The 13,947-nt window shown below is 57.1% G+C and carries 7 protein-coding genes, 5 pseudogenes and 1 riboswitch; of the genes and pseudogenes, 6 read left to right on the top strand and 6 right to left on the bottom strand.

Features of this window, described 5'->3' with window-relative positions:
• Positions 1-186: 186 nt before the first annotated feature.
• Complete coding sequence (locus tag O7B34_RS00635) at positions 187-936, bottom strand: helix-turn-helix transcriptional regulator (protein ID WP_337144509.1); 750 nt, start codon at positions 934-936, stop codon at positions 187-189.
• A gap of 506 nt (positions 937-1,442) precedes the next feature.
• Positions 1,443-1,643: riboswitch (cobalamin riboswitch) on the top strand.
• Positions 1,644-1,733: 90 nt separating this feature from the next.
• Between O7B34_RS00635 and metE the strand changes: the two are divergent.
• Positions 1,734-4,072, top strand: a pseudogene (metE, locus tag O7B34_RS00630) (5-methyltetrahydropteroyltriglutamate--homocysteine S-methyltransferase).
• 575 nt (positions 4,073-4,647) lie between these two features.
• Here the strand turns inward: metE and O7B34_RS00625 are convergent.
• From O7B34_RS00625 to O7B34_RS32130, 5 genes and pseudogenes are all read right to left on the bottom strand, one after another.
• A complete protein-coding gene (locus O7B34_RS00625; protein ID WP_337144508.1) occupies positions 4,648-5,337 on the bottom strand; it encodes a response regulator transcription factor in 690 nt (229 codons plus the stop codon).
• Positions 5,338-5,994: 657 nt separating this feature from the next.
• A pseudogene (locus O7B34_RS00620) lies at positions 5,995-6,636 on the bottom strand (adenosine kinase); the annotation flags it as partial.
• Positions 6,634-6,852, bottom strand: a pseudogene (locus O7B34_RS00615) (7-carboxy-7-deazaguanine synthase); the annotation flags it as partial. The pseudogenes O7B34_RS00615 and O7B34_RS00620, both read right to left, overlap by 3 nt.
• A gap of 544 nt (positions 6,853-7,396) precedes the next feature.
• Positions 7,397-7,739, bottom strand: a pseudogene (locus tag O7B34_RS00610) (transposase); the annotation flags it as partial.
• A gap of 15 nt (positions 7,740-7,754) precedes the next feature.
• Positions 7,755-7,862, bottom strand: a pseudogene (locus O7B34_RS32130) (transposase DNA-binding-containing protein); the annotation flags it as partial.
• 264 nt (positions 7,863-8,126) lie between these two features.
• On the opposite strand from O7B34_RS32130, the gene O7B34_RS00605 reads away from it, so the two are divergent.
• From O7B34_RS00605 to O7B34_RS00585, 5 genes are all read left to right on the top strand, one after another.
• Positions 8,127-9,125 carry a phosphotriesterase family protein gene (locus O7B34_RS00605; RefSeq protein WP_337144507.1) on the top strand — a complete coding sequence of 333 codons (999 nt, stop codon included), beginning with the start codon at positions 8,127-8,129 and terminating at the stop codon, positions 9,123-9,125.
• Positions 9,126-9,759: 634 nt separating this feature from the next.
• Complete coding sequence (locus tag O7B34_RS00600; protein ID WP_337144506.1) at positions 9,760-10,938, top strand: alpha/beta hydrolase family protein; 1,179 nt, start codon at positions 9,760-9,762, stop codon at positions 10,936-10,938.
• A gap of 194 nt (positions 10,939-11,132) precedes the next feature.
• A complete protein-coding gene (locus O7B34_RS00595) occupies positions 11,133-12,209 on the top strand; it encodes an ABC transporter substrate-binding protein (protein WP_337144505.1) in 1,077 nt (358 codons plus the stop codon).
• 57 nt (positions 12,210-12,266) lie between these two features.
• Positions 12,267-13,115 carry an ABC transporter permease gene (locus O7B34_RS00590; RefSeq protein WP_337144504.1) on the top strand — a complete coding sequence of 283 codons (849 nt, stop codon included), beginning with the start codon at positions 12,267-12,269 and terminating at the stop codon, positions 13,113-13,115.
• Positions 13,116-13,117: 2 nt separating this feature from the next.
• Positions 13,118-13,945, top strand: coding sequence for an ABC transporter permease (locus tag O7B34_RS00585; protein ID WP_337144503.1), 828 nt, complete (start codon positions 13,118-13,120; stop codon positions 13,943-13,945).
• Positions 13,946-13,947: the final 2 nt, after the last annotated feature.

The raw sequence follows: 13,947 nt of genomic DNA, 5'->3' as shown, positions 1-13,947 counted from the left end.
TTCGGCGACCGCACACCCATCGTGGGGCATGCAAACAACAAAGCGATTGAGATCTGGGCTGTCTATGCAGTCGTGCCAGGGTGACTTGATGCTGTCGCTGAGCCCGAGCATCTCGGTTGTCCTCCAGTTTCGAGGTCAACCAATGGTTCATCGCGGACCGATGCGGCATCACGCGATTGCGTGAGGCTAGCTGATCAGCCCCAGGCGGAAAGCTGTCGTGATGGCCTGCACGTTGCTTGTCACGCCGAGCCTCTGGCGCACCAATCGCAGATGCGTATCTGCCGTGTTGCGGCTGATGTTCAGGTGATCGGCGATCTCGACGACGGTAAGCCCCTCGGCAACCCAGCGCAGGACGTCCTGTTGTCGAGGTGACAGACGCACTGGTTTCGAGGTCTGTTTGCCATCGGCAAGAAGGGCCGCGCATCCGAAGGCGCAGGCGGCGACAAACTGAAAGGCGAGACGGTCGTGAGGACCCGGCTCGAGCTTCTCCCCTGCAACGGAAAATCCCACCGGTTGCCCATTCAGTGTCGCAAACGGAATCGTGAAGCCGTCACGCAGATTAAACTCTGATGCCTCCGCCATGATTTGTCGGCCGAAGGAACAAACCCGGGAAACTTGATCAATCTCGCTCCACCGGAAGGGCGTGACCCCACGCTTCACAAGCTGAATCGTAGGGTCGCGATGAAGATAGCCTTTGGAGAAATAGCGCTCCGACCATTGCCGCGGCCAGGCGTCAAGCAGCACATGGGAAATCTGCTCGCGCCTCAGAGCACGCGGCGGCGGGATCGGTCCTGCCAGCACGTTTCTGGCGCCAAAGCGCTGGGCATAGGAAATCAGGTGCTGGCAGATTTCCTGCTGGCTTGAACTCTTGCGGATCTGATTGAGAAACTCGAACGTGTCATCGAGGTGCCGACGCCAAAGCGCAGGTGCTTCCATAACGCATTGCTTCCATGATGGTGATGGTAGTGGGGGGTTGGGGCTGGGGTGGATTGCAGGCATTAAGCTGCCGCATTGCTGGCCGACTGGTGCTGGTCGACAACTCTCCTCGATTCTTGTTGCACCGGTTGAGCGAGCTGCTCGGGTTAAGCTCGACAGCGGGATGCCAACCGCGAAGCCGACCGACCGGCGGAGCGGTCCGTTCCCTTCCCGCGTCTGCCGGATGCCTGGGAAATGGCGTGTGATTGCATCCGCCTATGCTCACTTCGAGTATATCGGAAATGTTGCTTCCAGCATGGTCGGAGTCAACCCCCAACAACAGGCGGTATGGCCCTGCGACAGTTCGCCATCAGGACAGAGGAAAGCGGAAGGGCTTGCCGAAGCGCTCTTCAAGGATGGTCGCATTCAACCGACTTCGCGGCTATCTGCACCTCACGAGCGACCACAAAATCGGATAACGGCATAAAGATTTCTTTATGTCTCCTTGACAGGAATCTTCTCTTTGGCCAATGTCAGGTTGTCGTGGTTCTCTGATCCGGTTAGTCGCATCAGAGCTAAGAGGGAAGCCGGTGAAGATGCCGGCGCTGCCCCCGCAACTGTAAGCGGCGAGCCAAGCCCACTCATGTCACTGAGGCCATGCGCCTCGGGAAGACGGGCAGAGGTGTCGACCCGTGAGCCAGGAGACCTGCCTCGGCGAACAAGGTCCACAGGCGGGGTGTCTCGGTGGGCGTGGTAACCGGCTTTGTCTGCTTGCCAACGTCTGCCTTGCGTCCACGCCCCAATCATCGGGGTATGGTATGTCTCTCTCTCGGAAAGTTCCTGTTGCCACACTTGGCGTGCCGCGCATTGGGCGCCGTCGCGAGTTGAAGCGCGCGCTGGAGGCCTACTGGTCGCGAAAATCTTCCGCTGCCGACCTTCTCGAAACGGCGCGGGCGCTGCGTGTCGCGAACTGGACTGAACAATGCGACCGTGGCGTGACCATAATTCCGTCCAACGACTTCTCGCTCTACGATCATGTGCTCGACACGGCAACAATGGTCGGCGCTGTGCCGCCACGTTATGGCTGGACCGAGGGGGAAGTCCCGCTCGACACTTATTTTGCCATGGCGCGTGGCAGCCAAGGAGAGGCTGCCGGACTTGAACATGCCAATCACAGTGACGCGGTTGCCGCGCTGGAAATGACCAAGTGGTTCGACACCAACTACCACTACATGGTCCCGGAGCTCGTCGACGACCAGGCCTTTGCTTTGTCGTCGGCAAAGCCGGTGGATCAATTTCTTGAGGGTAGGGCGTTCGGCGTTCACACCCGCCCGGTCATTCTTGGGCCCGTCACCTTCCTCAAGCTGGCCAAGTCGCCTACCCGGGACTTCAACCCAATTGCGCTGCTCCCGCGGTTGCTGCCGGTCTATGAGGAACTCCTGCGCCGCCTGAAAGTGGCGGGCGCCGACTGGGTGCAGATCGATGAGCCGGCGCTCGTGCTCGACCTCATTCCAAACGAGCAAGATGCGTTCAATTTCGCCTACGACCGTCTTTCCAAAGCGGCGCCGGAGCTAAAGATCATGCTCGCCACCTATTTCGGCGGATTGAACGGCAATCTCGAGACCGCTCTTTCGCTTCCTGTGGCGGGCCTGCATCTCGACCTTGCACGCGCTCCTGAACAATTGGAGGCGGTGGGCCGGCTTGCGCCAAAGGGCCTGGTGCTTTCGCTTGGCCTGATCGACGGTCGCAACGTCTGGCGTGCAAACCTGCGGCCCATCCTTGACCGGATCAAGCCGGTCATCGCGGGCTGGCCACTGGAGCGAGTGGAGATCGCGCCTTCGTGTTCCCTTCTGCATGTGCCGATCGACCTGGAACTGGAAACAGCGCTCGATAGGGACATAAAGTCGTGGCTCGCATTCGCGGCGCAGAAGATGGACGAACTGACCACGATCGCCCGGGCCCTGTCCGAGGGCCGGGAGGCGGTTTCAGCAGAGCTGGAGTCCTCCACCAAAGCAGCCGCCGCGCGTTTGACGTCCCCGAAGGTGCATGACCCGCGGGTCGAAGGACGCCTTGCCTCTATCGACGAATGCATGACGCGCAGGAAGAGCGGTTTTTCTGAGCGCTCCAAGCTTCAGGACGAAACGCTCCGCCTACCGCCTTTCCCCACTACGACGATCGGCTCCTTCCCGCAAACACCCGAGATTCGCAATGCGCGCGCGGCCCATGCAAGGGGAGAACTGAGCTATATCGACTATGAGGCGTTCCTTAGGAAAGAGATCGAGGCAACCATCCGTTGGCAGGACGAGATCGGGTTGGACGTGCTGGTGCATGGTGAGTTCGAACGAAATGACATGGTGCAATATTTCGGTGAGCAGCTTTCCGGATTCGCCTTCACGCAGCACGCCTGGGTGCAGAGCTACGGGTCACGTTATGTGCGGCCGCCGATCATCTTTGGCGACGTATCGCGCCCCAATCCTATGACGGTGCGCTGGTGGCGGTACGCTCAATCGCTGACAGATAAACCCGTTAAGGGCAACTCACCGGCCCAGCGACGATTCTGAACTGGTCCTTTGTACGCGACGATCTGGCGCGCTCGGTCGTTTGCCGTCAGATCGCGCTCGCCCTCCGTGGCGAAGTGGGTGATCTTGAAAGCGCCGGCGCCAGGGTGATTCAAATCGACGAAGCTGCACTGCGCGAGGGCTTGCCGCTGCGCAAATCCGAGTGGAAGCTTTATCTCGAATGGGCCATCGAGTGCTTTCAGCTCGCTTCCACGGGCGTGTATGATGTGACCCAGATCCACACGCACATGTGCTACTCCGAATTCAACGACATAATAGAGGCGATCGCGGACATGGATGCCGACGTGATCTCCATCGAAACCTCGCGCTCGCAGATGGAATTGCTCGACGCCTTTCAAACCTTCGATTATCCGAACGAGATCGGACCTGGCATCTACGACATCCACTCGCCACGGGTGCCGGGAGTTGATGAGATGACGAACCTGCTCTCTCAAGCGCGTCAGCGCCTTTGTGACAGTAAGATCTGGGTCAACCCCGATTGCGGTTTGAAGACACGTCAATGGGAGGAAGTCCGTCCGGCACTTGTCAACATGGTAGAAGCCGCGCGTTTTCTGAGAGGTGCACCAAGGGCCGCCTAGCAAAAGCGTATACCCTCGCCGGTGGGGGCCGGATACACTGCCCTGAAGCGGATCGAAATTGGGTGAACGCAAGAGGCGAACGGGCAACGCCATTTCGTTAGGAATGTGTGGCAGTGCGCTGACGGCATTGATTTGACGGGTCCGATGCCTCTTCCAACTCGTCGGTCAATATACCGACCACCTTGCCAATAACGATGCCGTCGCGTCGGAGCGCATCTCTAACAGCGTGCCGTCGGATCTGCTCATCTGAACATTGAGAGTCGTAAAGTGATGCGGTTTGAATCCTATGCGTGGGGCGGGTGACGGCCTCCTTTCGTCTGAAAGGGCCGACTGATTGCTTCCACCAGATCGTCCCACGCAAGAGTTCGGCATGAGATGTTTTCTCCCCAAGCGCGCACGGGATCGTCATGCGTCGATCGCGGTAGTCACAAGTCAATGAGGTTATATCGCCCCAAACTTCACCGGAAGCGTCCACGACGTCGCAAAGCCGCCCGCTCGCTACAGCGCTATTGAGGGCGCGCTCGCGAGCAGCTTTTGCTCGGCCAAGCTACTACACCACGCGCCCGATCGTCATCTCAGATTTCCTGCTCTTCGAGCGCGTAGCCGCCCGAGCGTATGGTTCGGATGACGTTGTGGGGGGAGAGCGCCTTTCTCAGTCGGCTGACATGGACGTCAACTGTGCGAGGGCCAACATAGATTTTTTCCGGCCAAGCGGCGCTAACCAGTTCGTCGCGGCTGCATACCTTGCCAGGGTTTTCCATCAGGTGGCGCAGCATGTTGAACTCGAGTGGGCCAAGATGGAGCTGCTGGCCACTGCAGTGTACCCGACGGCTTCTGAGCTCCATATTAAGCTGCCCGCAGGTCAGCGCCCCGTCGTTCCCGCCGTTGGGGGTTAGGCGAGTCCGCAGTTTCCCGTCTAAATACGCGAGCAATTTAGCCGGCGCGAAGGGCCGCAGGAAAGTTTCGTCAATGCCGGCTTTGAGCAGATCGAGCTGCTGGTGCTCGGCGCCGGAAGCGATAAGGGCGATCACGGGCAGTGCGTCGGTTTGCAGCTCGCCTTTCAGCCGGGCGCAGATCCCCGGGCCGGTAGCGGTAGCCGGTTGGCAATCCAGGACAACAGCCTGCGGCTCGCACTCAGTCGTCTGCAGGATCGCGTCCTCGACGCCACCGGCCAACACGGTTGCGAAGCCGTCCACCTCCAGGACATGACTGAAGAACAGGTAGAACTCGGCATCCTGCGAACAGATCAGGATTAACGGCTTCATCTGCGTCCTACGTCAATGGAGCATTCAACGTCGGTCGTCAGGCAGCTCGCTCGCAATTGCCGCGTTGCTACGCCTGCCCTTGCTTCGGTCAGCGCCACCGGACATTTCCCTTACGGCCAGCGGCTGATTGGCAATTTGGCGTGCTCTGGAAACGAAGATCGACCCAAACACACCACATGCGGGTCGTTGGCGGCCAGGATGGAGAGTCCGGATCAGCTGTTCGATCAGGTTGGGCAAGCAGACCCAGCCGGTACGATCCGAGCTGGTGCGATAAGGAGTCCACGCAAATCGCAGCGATCATTTCGGCTCAATCTCCTCCGGTACGATGCCTGCTTATGCGCGCACTATCTGATGCTGACCTGACAAGGTCGCTTGCTACTTCGTTCCAGTTCTCTCAGCGCATCAAATGCCTCTCGGCAGTTCCTTGTCTCAAGACCAGAAGATCAAAATTCGTGCCAACGCGGAGGGAGTCGCAGAGAAGATTTTGAGACTTTTATTTCAGCGGTTTAACGGGAACGCAGCAGAAGATGAGGCGGAACCCACAGTGTCGCGGACTCGACAAAACGCTGCATTGCTGTCAGCCGCCTAAAGTTTGGCGTACTTTCGTCCCTCGCGCCGGTGATCGAAGCCGACAGCGGGCAAGTCTTCCAGAAGTGTCTACAACAACCCCGCCTGCTCGGCCTCTTCGCAGGTTCTGCCGTGGCCTTGGGCCGATCTGCTGGATCACCAATCCGGCTGCCAGCGAGCCAAGATCGCCGCAGGTCTGGAGGTCGCGGCCCTGTGTATAGTCATGCAGGAAACCGGCGGCGTAGAGGTCGCCGGCGCCCGTCGTGTCGACAAGCTCCTTGATGGCGGTTGCCTTTATGACACCGTCTCGTCGCCGCGCACGATGACCGAGCCCTTTTCGGAGCGGGTCACCGCCGCGATCTTGCAATCCTTGCGGATCTGCGCCACCGCCTCGTCGAATGACGAGGTCTGGTAAAGCGACTTGATCTCGTGGCTGTTGGCAAAAACAATGTCGACCGTGCCCGAGCGCATCAGGTCGAGGAATTCGTCGCGGTAGCGGTCGACGCAGAACGAATCCGACAAGGTCATCGACACTTCGCGACCGGCCGCGTGCGCAAGTCTGGCCGTCTGCCGGATGGCTTCCTTGGAGCGCGGCGGGTCCCACAGATAACCTTCGAAATAGGTGACCTTGGCGCCCGACGCCTTGTCGGCCTCGACATCTTCCGGCCCGAGTTCGACGCAGGCGCCGAGATAGGTGTTCATTGAGCGTTCGCCATCGGGGGTGACGAAGACCGCCAACGCAAGCTCTCGCGCGGTGGCAAAATGTCCGCCACCGGGGCCAGCTACCCCAACGAATCAGTGTCGCAGAATCCGCAGGATGCTCTTTCCCGTTCGCTTTCACGTCCCGACCAAGGGTTACAGCCGGCGAAACGACAAAATTCGGCAGCTCGCCCGCATTTCGTCCTCACCTTGAAGGGTGTAGAAAATTTCCTTGACCGCATATGACATTGCTTAAGCGGTCTTCGAGTGAGCAAGGGGGAACATCTCGCCTGGCTTATGAGACGTGGCAATAGGTGCGTAATGTCCCACTGCACGAGGTTGTGGGGAAGGTCTCTGGTTCCTCGAAGCCTACCACCACGAGAAACGCCGCTATCACGTCGCTCATGTCGATGACGCCTTGACGAGGACAAGGCGTGCGAATCCTGGTGTCTCCTCGAAGCCTGCCACACAACACGGAAGAACTCGCTCATCAGCCGCAAGCCGCGCTCCAGGATGAGGCGGTCGAGCGATGAGTATGTCGTGGGCAGCGGCAGGGCGCCTAAAAAATTCGCCATGTCCTGATCGGTGATCTGAAGGGCTTCATCGATGGTCTTGCCGACGATGAATTCGGTAAATGCAAATCATCAACGCCGCTTGCGAGGCTTGGCAGAAGCTCCTCGCTGCGCCCGAAACCATCACATCAATCGGAATGCGGCAGTGGGCGCACGTCGGTCAAACTCAATGACTCTTGGTATGAATTGCCCGCCTTTAAGATAGGCTGTTTTGAAACTCGGGGGTGGGCATTTCGTCGGACAAGGTTTCCACTGATGGCAACGAGCATCATGGCGTGAGAGACGTCGACGCCCCTGTTCATAATCGCGCCCGAGGCCTCGCCAGCGCATCGTCCATCCGAAGGTGTGCTCGACGAACCAGCGGCGGGGCAGGACTTGGAACCCATTCTGATCGGATCGATGGATGATCTTGACCACGAGGTCGAGATAAAGTGGCTTTGTCCATGAGCTTCAGCTGGTCATAGGAGCTGTCGGCGAACGGATGCTTAACCCAGGCCAACGCTTGCGGATGCCGTACAGGACTGCCTGAGTCCCCGTACTGTCGGAGATGTCGGCGATGGTGACCCGATTATTCGAAAAGAAACGATAGGCAGCTTTTGTGTTGGCCCAGTCCTGGCACGCCGGCGGAATGCTGGCCCTCATGGCGCCCCTCCATGCACTCCACAGCAGGCGCAAACGCTTGCTCAAACGCTCGTCCGCAACCTACGTTCGGAAAGCTCACGATCAAACGTGCGTCTGCCGTTTCCCGGGGGGCCCAGCCGAGCCATGGCACTGAAAGAATCGAATGCATCATTCTTCTTGATTCTTAAACATGTGTTGCAGCCCAAGTCGAGCTAATGTAGATGTGATAAACGCGAAGGCCTGAAGCCCAGAGAATTGAATTCGTGGTTTAGCTTTGAAAGGAACCGCATGCGATTAGATCGAGAACAGCTCCGCGGCAGGGCCCAGACCGTGACGGGGCTCGTGAATCCAGAAAGTATCGGTCTAACACTTATGCATGAGCACCTGATTTGGGATGCTCGGCCTAGCGACTGGAGGGCGTCGGAGCCCGGCCCGGAAATTCAGCTCTGCAACTGCTTCCGGATCAACTATGCGCGGTTGAAAGTGCCCAGAAACTTCGTGTGTCGCAGTATCGAAATTGTGTCCCAAGAAGTCGTGAAGATGATTGAGGCCGGAGGTCGCACCTTGGTCGAATTGAGTTGTGGTGGTCTCGCACCTGACCCGAAAGGACTGATGCAGATCGCGCAGAAGACAGGCGCCCAGATCGTGATGGGTTGCGGCTACTACCAAGATTCGTATCAGGATCGAGCTAATGAATCGCGCTCCATTGATAGCTTCGCTGAAGAAATTACCTCGCAGATCGTTGAGGGAGCGTGGGGCACGGATGTAAGGGCCGGAATTATCGGCGAGATCGGCTGTCAGGTTCCCTGGACGGCGTTGGAGCGTCGAGTCTTGCAGGGAGCGTTAATTGCGCAGGCTGAGACAGGCGCTTCCGTGAACATCCATCCGGGACGACACGAAGATCAGCCACAGCAGATTGCGGAGTTCGTTGTTGGCAACGGTGGTCGCATCGATCGGACAATCTTGAGCCATATAGACCGCACGATATTCGATGTGGATCGACTACTACGCCTCGCTGACACAGGTTGCGTCATTGAGTTCGATCTATTTGGGCAGGAGCAGGGTTATTATCCTTGGGCTAACATTGAGCCGCCGAACGACGCCGGGCGGTTGAGGCTCATTCGCGCGCTCATCAAGCGTGGACACCTCGACAGAGTCGTCATCAGCCATGACATATGCCAGCTAACGCGACTAACCTGTTATGGGGGGCATGGTTATGTGCACATTTATGAGAATGTCATACCCTTGATGAGGGAGCGAGGATTTTCCGAAAGGGAGATCGACGCGATCCTTGTCGATAATCCCAAGCGCCTTCTCACGTTCGTCTAGGCAATTAGTAACCGGTATGATCATGACGGTGCCATACGATCCCCGCTGGAGATGATCGATTTCGGCGTATGATGCGACCATCCGGGACAGGGGCACCGGGAGCACGCTAAGTGCGGGCAGGCCGACCTATTGCCGGGCTTGCCTAGGGCGCACCACGCGGAGCCAGGGAGGTAACCATGTTTGATCATCGCATCGACTGTCTATGCGCGGGTCTCACCAGGGCAGGCTCAGGACCACACCATTGCCAGCCAGTTGGCCGACCTACACGAGCGTATTGCCCCCGACGAGCAAGCCCCTGCACCGGATGACGCCGATGATTAGGGCTGCAGCGGCTATGTCTTGATCCGTCGCGATATCAGTGCCCTGCCGGCTAATGGTCTATCTGGCTGCAAGATGGGAACAATACACAAAGTGAATTTGACTAGATCACCCCTACGGCGGATCGTTAGGCCGCAAGCGCACAAAGTTAAAGCTTTCCGGGATCTGCAGAGTCAGGCGTCGTTACCTCCTATGGCGCGAGGCCGCAGATTGATGGAAATGAGCATTGGGGCGCCACTACAGCTATTCGACTTATGTTGGCCGATACCCCGATTTCTCGCCCGGTTAGACCAAACCCAGGAAGAGGTTGAAAGAAATGCGATCCGACTTGATACTGTCTGCGGCCGCCCAATCGTCGCAAACCTCCGCCGAGGCGCTTCAGACCGAGGCCGCATGTGCGCTCCCTCTCACCGAATTCTACGATACACCAAGCACGCTATCCGCGACCAAGCCCGGCGATCTGCTGCGCAAGGAGTCCGCGACCGAGTATACACTGCTTCCCGAGGGCACGAAAGTGCAGCGAATTCTCTACCACTCGCTGAACGCCGCGGGCAAAGATGTGGTGACTTCGGCTGCGGTCATGCTGCCTGCGGGGCGCGCGCCCCAAGATGGCTGGCCCATAATCGCATGGGGGCACGGCACTACTGGCGTTTCAAGGCAATGTGCGCCCTCGCTTATGAAGGATTACTACGGCTCTCGCCTCTCCGAGTACCTGAGAGCTGGCTTCGCTATAGTCGCGACCGACTATTACGGACTGGGTACGGAAGGGGCACACCATTACGGTAACGGGATCACCCAAGGGCGCGACGTCGTCTATTCAATAAAGGCCGCACGCGCCGCTGAGCCGGAACTCAACAAGCGTTGGGTTGTCTGCGGCCATTCGCAGGGCGGTCTCACCGCTTGGGGTACGGCCGCAGAGGTGCACGAGCAGAATGATCCCGATTACCTGGGCGCAGTTGCGGTCGCCGGCGGCATGCAAAAGGATCGTGCGGCTGCAATGTATTATACGACAACCGACCCCAAGAACGGCGCCTTGTTCGTGATGGTTGCACATGGAATAAAGGCACGCTTCCCTGAATTCGATCCAGCAAGCATGCTTACAGATGCTGGCATGGAGCACTATACGGAGGTCACCAAGGGCGGCCTGGATTACTGCTATGCCGCTTTTGCCAACGTCAAGCCGAATACGTTTCCCATGCCAGGCTGGGAAAATCTCCCCCTGGTCGACCGCTGGTTCTCCGAATTCGTACCCGGCGAGAGACCGATCCGGGGCCCGATCTTAGTCATCGCTAGCACGGGCGACACGCTAGTGAAAGCGGACGGCATCGAGGCGTCGGTGGCTCGCGCGTGCCGGGCGGGTATGGCAGTGACCTTCCGCCTCTACGACAATCTCGATCACAGTCAGGTCTTTCATCAGTCAGTCCCTGACCAACTTGCTTGGATTAAAGACCGTTTTGCAGGCAAGCCGGCACCGGGCAATTGTCCACCAAGATAAATAGGAAATTGCGGCGCTTTGCAGCGTCGTACGCAGTAGCCCATCTACGACATCAACCTCCTCTGCTGAATGCTGCGTCGCGCCGAGGACAGCAGTCGATCTCGGGAGCTAGCTGAAACTATACATTCTTAGGCAAAACGTGACTGTCCTTGGACCAATGCCTAGATTAATACTAACAGAAAAGGGGAACGACCATGTTCGAACTGTCGCGTCGAAACTTTCTTATGAGTGCAGCGTCGCTTGCTGCGGTCGGCACGGGTGTCAGCCTCGCCGGCGCTATCCGGGCACGAGCGGCTGAGACCATCACCGCCGTCGAGTGGGGCGGCAGCTACATGGAGGCCATGAAGAAGATCGCCGCCAAGCTGCCAGAGGTAAATGTCAATTGGCAGGCGCATACCGGCGGCTCGATGACTATTATGACAAAAATCAAGGCTACATGGCCCAATACTGGAATCGATATTCTTACGGGGTGGGATCAGTCTTGGCAAACAATCGCACTGGAAGGCTGGGCGGAACCGGTGACCTTGGAAAAAGTTCCCAATCTGGCGGACATTCCGCAAAAGCTGCTAGTCAAGGATGTCGCCGGGAACGTCGTCAACATCCCCCGTACAGTCACGTCACTTTTTTGGAGCTATCACGTAGACACGACTCCGTTTCAGATTGCTAGGATCGATGATCTTTTGGACTCCCGGCTCAAAGGCAAAATCTGTTTTCCGGCACCTACGATAGGCTCCAATGTGCAAATGGTATCGATAGCGCTGGCCAAAGGAGGTGATGAGCGGAACATGGAGCCAGCGTGGGATTTTATGAAAAAACTGGCGCGCAGCGGGAACATCGGACGCGTCGCGAATTCAGACGTAGACATCACGAACTCCATTACCTCCGGCGAAACCAGCATAACTTTTGCAAGCATGTCCCATCTGTTGAGATCGGGTTTCAAGTTCCGACTTTTGAACAAAATGGAACCGGAAACAGGATTTCGGGCCTTTGTTCTCCAGGAAGGATGGTGCGTGCTGAAAGGCGGAAACACGGACGCCGCGTTCAAGTTCGCAAACTTTGCGATCAACCCGGAGAATAATGCGGAGTTTAACAGTGAGGTCGGAGCCGTGCCTGCCAACGTCAAGGCTAAAGTGTCCGACGAAATCAAGCCCGCGACGTACAGCGCCGAGGAAATGGACCGTTACGTCTACATCGCGGATTGGGCCTATCTCTCCTCCCAGACCGATGCCTGGCTGAAGCGCTGGGAACAGGAAATCACACCTCTCCTTTAGGGTAGAATTGCCGTTGTCGTGAATCCGATCTAAAGCATGCTGAGCGGAGAAGAATGAATGGTCAGTAGACGGTCTCAAATACTGCTACTGCTTCCGGCGGTGGCAGTATTTGTCCTCTTTCTTGCGGTTCCGTTATTCACCGTCGTTCAAGAAAGCTTCCACGTATTCACGCCTGGTCGAATCGGGGCAGTGGCGGGATCTCCGCTCACAATTAAGAACTATACGGAACTATTCCTCCCCGTCTATGCCGGGTACTTCATACACACCTACTTTCTTGCGTTCATCTCGTCTGTGATCGCTATCTTCTTTGCGTTTCCGGTAGCCTATTATATCGCCAGGGATGCATCGGCAAGAGTCCGTAAGACCTGGATCTCAGCTCTTGTCGGGCTTATGTTCCTGAGTTCCTTGGTTCGTATCTATGCAATTCAGTTGGCATTTGGCTCTGTCGGAGCCCTTTCCCCGATTTTTTCGTTGTTTGGAGTGAATATGAACGGCGCCTCCTACATCAATGCGGTCATCGTTGCCGGTTTGCTGCACTACGCAATACCGATGTCAGTCCTTATTCTGATTGGAACAATACTTAACCTCAATCCGCGCCTAACGGAGGCGGCGCAGTCCCTTGGCGCGTCAGCTTTCGAATCTCATCTTTCGATAACGATCCCATTGTGCGTCAAGGGATTAGTCTCTGCCTTCCTAGTTTCAATGACACTTGGCGTAAGCGCGTTCGCTATACCATGGATTTTGGGTCGAGGAAGGGTGGTGTTCATTTCGAATCTTATATACAATCGCTTTAGCGAGATAGCGAATTACCCGAGCGGGGCTGCAATTTCGATTCTCATGATGTCCCTGTCGCTACTCCTGATTTTCGTCCTTTCCAAACTGGCAACACTGCTTGATCGGACGTAACAATGCTCAGCAAACGAACCGCCGATGCCGGTCTTGCAACGTGCTCAAAAGCCGTGATTGCAGTGACCGCAGTCTTTCTACTGCTTCCAGTGGTCATGACCGTGATCATGTCATTTGATTCCCGTGACGTCCTTGGTCCATTCCCACCACCAAATCTGTCCACGAAGTGGTTCGTTAAGTTCTTCCACAATGACTATCTTTGGTCTGGGTTCTATACGAGCCTTTCTCTAGCAACTGCGACGACCACCGTTGCGGTCACGTGTGGAAGCTGCGCCGCACTTGCAATGAGTCGGATGCCTCCGCAATGGAGAGATTACTTCACAACGGCATTCCTTTCTCCTCTAGTGTTGCCGGGCGTAATCATCGGGTTCGCGTTGCTGATAGTCTTCTCGTCAGTGAGTGGGTTGCCAACCTTCATGAAACTGCTCGCCGGACACCTTATCGTAACAATCCCGTTCACGGTCAGGATGACTTTGATTGGTTTGGCTGGCATAAGTGCGACGTTCCGTGAGGCCGCAATGAGCCTCGGCGCTAATGAGCGCCAGGCATTCTTTACGATTACCTTGCCGCTGGCCAGAAACAGCATTGCAGCTGGGGCCATCTTTGCGTTTGCCATTTCCATGGACGACTTGACGGTCAGCCTCTTTTTGAGCGACTTCAAAACATACCCGCTTCCCGTCGCACTCGTAAGCCTAATGAGATCGAATTTCAATCTTACTCTCGCGGCCGCCTCGGTCTTCCTGATGGGCCTCACTGTCATTATTTTGATCGTGCTTGATCGTGCGCTCGGTCTTGAGCGGGCCATCGGCCACGGCGACCAAAGGACCTGACC

The sequence above is a fragment of the Mesorhizobium sp. Cs1299R1N3 genome, assembly GCF_037179625.1.
GTDB classification, from domain to species: Bacteria; Pseudomonadota; Alphaproteobacteria; order Rhizobiales; family Rhizobiaceae; genus Mesorhizobium; species Mesorhizobium salmacidum.
This window is presented reverse-complemented; position numbering and strand designations above follow the sequence as displayed.